This is a genomic window from Streptomyces acidicola, assembly GCF_009377235.1.
Lineage (GTDB): Bacteria > Actinomycetota > Actinomycetes > Streptomycetales > Streptomycetaceae > Streptomyces > Streptomyces acidicola.
This window is the reverse complement of record NZ_VMNX01000435.1, coordinates 1-3,687: the sequence shown is the minus strand read 5'-3', so window position 1 is coordinate 3,687 and position 3,687 is coordinate 1. Positions and strand designations below refer to the sequence as shown.

Sequence of the window (3,687 nt, the reverse complement as noted above, 5' to 3'; positions counted from 1 at the left end):
GGGCGGCGGGGCTTGGCACGGAGGGCGCTGATGCCCCAGTAGAGGGCCAGCGCGCCGAGCAGCAGCGCCATGTACGGCCAGCTGAAGAGCGAGAAGAAGAACGCCCACATGCCGGCGAGCAGGGCATAGCGCGCACGGCGCTGCGCCGGGTCCGTGGGGTCCCAGCGCAGGCCGCCGCCCGGACCGCCCTCGGGGCCGCCCTGTCCGCCACCGCCGGAGGGGCGGGGGCGCTCGCCGAAGCCGCCGCCGGACGAGCGGCCGGGCTGGCGGTCGCTCCACTGGCTGCCCCAGGGGGAGTTCCCTTCGTTGTCCTCTCCCTGTCCGCGCGCGGGGCGGCGCGGCCGCCACGGGCGGTCGGGCGTCCCCTCCGGGGGTGGCGCGAAGGGGTTGTCGTCGGCCGGGGCCTGGGCCCCACGCCCACCGGTGGCGTCCTGACCGCTGTTGGGCGCGTCCTCGCTCTCCCGCGGCGGGGTGGGCGAAGAACGCCGCTCGCGCAGCAGGAGCGGCGAAAGTCGGAGACTGCGGTCCGGCATCAGGTGTGCGTCTTCCCCTTGGAATAAGTTCTGGGATCAGTACTTCTGGACGGGATCAGTACGTCTGGGATCTGTACATCACGTCTGGGATCTGTACATCTGAAATCTGGGCTTCTGGGTTCGGTGCTTCGGTGCCGTTGGAACGGTCGTATCCGTCCTTGGTCAACGTCCCGGACGGGCAAGGCGTTCCCCTCGCTGAGCTGCGTTCCCCGGTCGGATGCTTCCCCGACGGTACCTTCCGGCCACGCCCCCGTCCCGTGGGGGCCGTCCGGAGTGCCGGTATCGTTGCTGGCGGTCGACCGCTTCGTACACTTCCCCGTATCAGGGGGCGCGAAGCATTCGTACGACCGTACAAAAGACTCCCCGAGAAAGGGCCCCGCCGTGGCCGAGCCCGTGGTCAAGTCCGCGGCCAGGCGCCTTGTCGTCCTGGTTTCCGGTTCCGGGACCAATCTGCAGGCGCTGCTGGATGCCATCGACGAGGCGGGCGTCGATGCCTACGGCGCCGAGATCGTGGCCGTCGGAGCCGACCGCGGTGGCATCGAGGGGCTCGCCCGCGCCGAGCGCGCCGGGCTGCCGACCTTCGTGTGCCGGGTGAAGGACTACGCCACCCGCGAGGAGTGGGACGCGGCCCTTGCCGACGCCGTCGCCGCCCACCAGCCCGATCTCGTCGTGTCCGCGGGGTTCATGAAGATCGTGGGCAAGGAGTTCCTGGCGCGGTTCGGCGGGCGGTTCGTCAACACCCACCCCGCTCTGCTGCCCAGTTTCCCGGGAGCCCACGGCGTCCGTGACGCGCTCGCGTACGGCGTCAGGGTCACCGGATGCACCGTCCACTTCGTCGACGACGGCGTCGACACCGGACCGATCATCGCTCAGGGCGTGGTGGAGGTCCGGGACGAGGACGACGAGAGCGCTCTGCACGAGCGCATCAAGGACATCGAGCGAAGGCTGCTCGTCGATGTCGTGGGGCGGATCGCCCGCAACGGCTATCGCATTGAGGGACGAAAGGTAGTTATCCAGTGACCGCCGAGAGCACCGAGAGCACAGCGACGGCCGGGAGCGGCACCAAGCGCGTCATCCGTCGTGCGCTCGTCAGCGTCTACGACAAGACCGGGCTCGGCGAGCTCGCGCGCGGGCTGCACGAGGCCGGGGTCCAGATCGTTTCCACCGGATCCACCGCCGCCCGCATCGCGGACGCCGGCGTCCCCGTCACCAAGGTCGAGGAGCTCACCGGCTTCCCCGAGTGCCTGGACGGCCGGGTCAAGACCCTCCACCCCAGGGTCCACGCCGGCATCCTCGCCGACCTGCGCCTCGACGACCACCAGCGGCAGCTCGCCGAGCTCGGGATCGAGCCGTTCGACCTCGTCGTGGTGAACCTCTACCCGTTCCGCGAGACCGTCGCCTCCGGCGCCACCCCCGACGAGTGCGTCGAGCAGATCGACATCGGCGGGCCCTCCATGGTGCGGGCCGCCGCCAAGAACCACCCGTCCGTCGCCGTCGTCACCAGCCCGGCCCGGTACGCCGACGTCCTGGGCGCCCTCAAGGACGGCGGCTTCGACCTCGCCGCCCGCAAGCGGCTCGCCGCGGAGGCCTTCCAGCACACCGCCGCGTACGACGTGGCGGTCGCCTCCTGGTTCGCCTCCTCCTACGCGCCGGCCGACGACTCCGCCTTCCCGGACTTCCTCGGCGCCACCTACGAGCGCAAGAACACCCTGCGCTACGGCGAGAACCCGCACCAGCCCGCCGCCCTCTACGTCGGCGGTGGCCCGGCCGGCGGACTCGCCGAGGCCGAGCAGCTCCACGGCAAGGAGATGTCGTACAACAACTACACGGACACGGACGCCGCCCGCCGTGCCGCGTACGACCACGCCGAGCCCTGCGTCGCGATCATCAAGCACGCCAACCCGTGCGGTATCGCGGTCGGTTCCGACGTCGCCGAGGCGCACCGCAAGGCGCACGCCTGTGACCCGCTGTCGGCGTTCGGCGGGGTCATCGCCGTCAACCGGCCGGTCAGCAAGGAGATGGCCGAGCAGGTCGCGGAGATCTTCACCGAGGTCATCGTGGCGCCCGACTACGAGGACGGCGCGCTGGAGGCCCTCACCAGGAAGAAGAACATCCGTGTCCTGAAGGCCCCGGACGGCCCGTGCAACCGGGTGGAGGCCAAGCACATCGACGGCGGTGTCCTCCTCCAGGTCACCGACCGCCTTCAGGCAGACGGCGACGACCCGGCCAACTGGACGCTGGCGACCGGCGAGGCGCTCTCCGCCGAGGAACTGGCCGAGCTCTCCTTCGCCTGGAAGGCATGCCGGGCCGTCAAGTCCAACGCGATCCTGCTCGCCAAGGACGGCGCCTCGGTGGGCGTCGGCATGGGGCAGGTCAACCGTGTGGACTCCTGCAAGCTGGCGGTGGAGCGGGCCGGTGCCGAGCGCGCCCGGGGCTCGTACGTCGCGTCGGACGCGTTCTTCCCGTTCCCGGACAACATCGACGTCCTGAGCGCCGCTGGCGTCAAGGCCATCGTGCAGCCCGGCGGTTCCGTCCGCGACGAACTGGTCGTCGAGGCCGCCCAGAAGGCCGGCATCACGATGTACTTCACGGGAACGCGCCACTTCTTCCACTGAGCGAACCGAGAGAACCGAGAGAACCGAGAGAACCGAGAGAGCACACCGAAGCGGCCTCCGGCCCTCCCCCGAGGGAGCCGGAGGCCGCTTCGTGCCCGCAGTGCCGCGGGCGCGGGATCGGAGGTCTCTCAGGGTCGCTTCCTGCCGGGAGGCGTGTACTGCTTGTTCGCCTTGGCACCCAGCGGACGGGCTATCCGTGGCTCGATCCCGGCGATCTGCCCGCGCAGCCACGCCATGTGGGCGGCCTGGCCGTGCCGGGCCAGTGCCCACGGGTCATGCGTGGCCTTGGTGATACTGCCTGCCCACCGCGCCGACGAGCCGCCGGAGAGCTCCCGCTTCCGCACCGCCGACGCAGCCGCGTCGTGAGCCAGTCCCTGCCCAGAGCGCACCGCGAGATCCCGCGATGCCAGTGAGCCGAGGAACACCCCAACCTCACGCAACGCCGCCGCGTCCGTCTCCGACAGCCGCAGCCGGGCCCGGATCGCCACCCCCGAAGGACCGGGCACCACAAACGACGCCGCCACCTCCCGCAACCCACC

3 protein-coding genes and 1 pseudogene are annotated in these 3,687 nt (G+C 71.0%); 2 read left to right on the top strand and 2 right to left on the bottom strand.

Going from position 1 to position 3,687, the window contains the following annotated elements; translation table 11 throughout:
• A partial coding sequence (locus FPZ41_RS45525) for a hypothetical protein (RefSeq protein WP_152870671.1) occupies positions 1-533 on the bottom strand: 533 nt, incomplete at its 3' end.
• A gap of 381 nt (positions 534-914) precedes the next feature.
• Between FPZ41_RS45525 and purN the strand changes: the two genes are divergently transcribed.
• Complete coding sequence (gene purN / locus FPZ41_RS45520; protein ID WP_322621562.1) at positions 915-1,553, top strand: phosphoribosylglycinamide formyltransferase; 639 nt, start codon at positions 915-917, stop codon at positions 1,551-1,553.
• Positions 1,550-3,148 carry a bifunctional phosphoribosylaminoimidazolecarboxamide formyltransferase/IMP cyclohydrolase gene (gene purH, locus FPZ41_RS45515; protein WP_322621561.1) on the top strand — a complete coding sequence of 533 codons (1,599 nt, stop codon included), beginning with the start codon at positions 1,550-1,552 and terminating at the stop codon, positions 3,146-3,148. The genes purN and purH overlap by 4 nt, the downstream gene beginning before the upstream one ends.
• Positions 3,149-3,306: 158 nt before the next feature.
• Here purH and FPZ41_RS45510 read toward each other — a convergent pair.
• Positions 3,307-3,687, bottom strand: a pseudogene (locus FPZ41_RS45510) (IS200/IS605 family accessory protein TnpB-related protein); the annotation flags it as partial.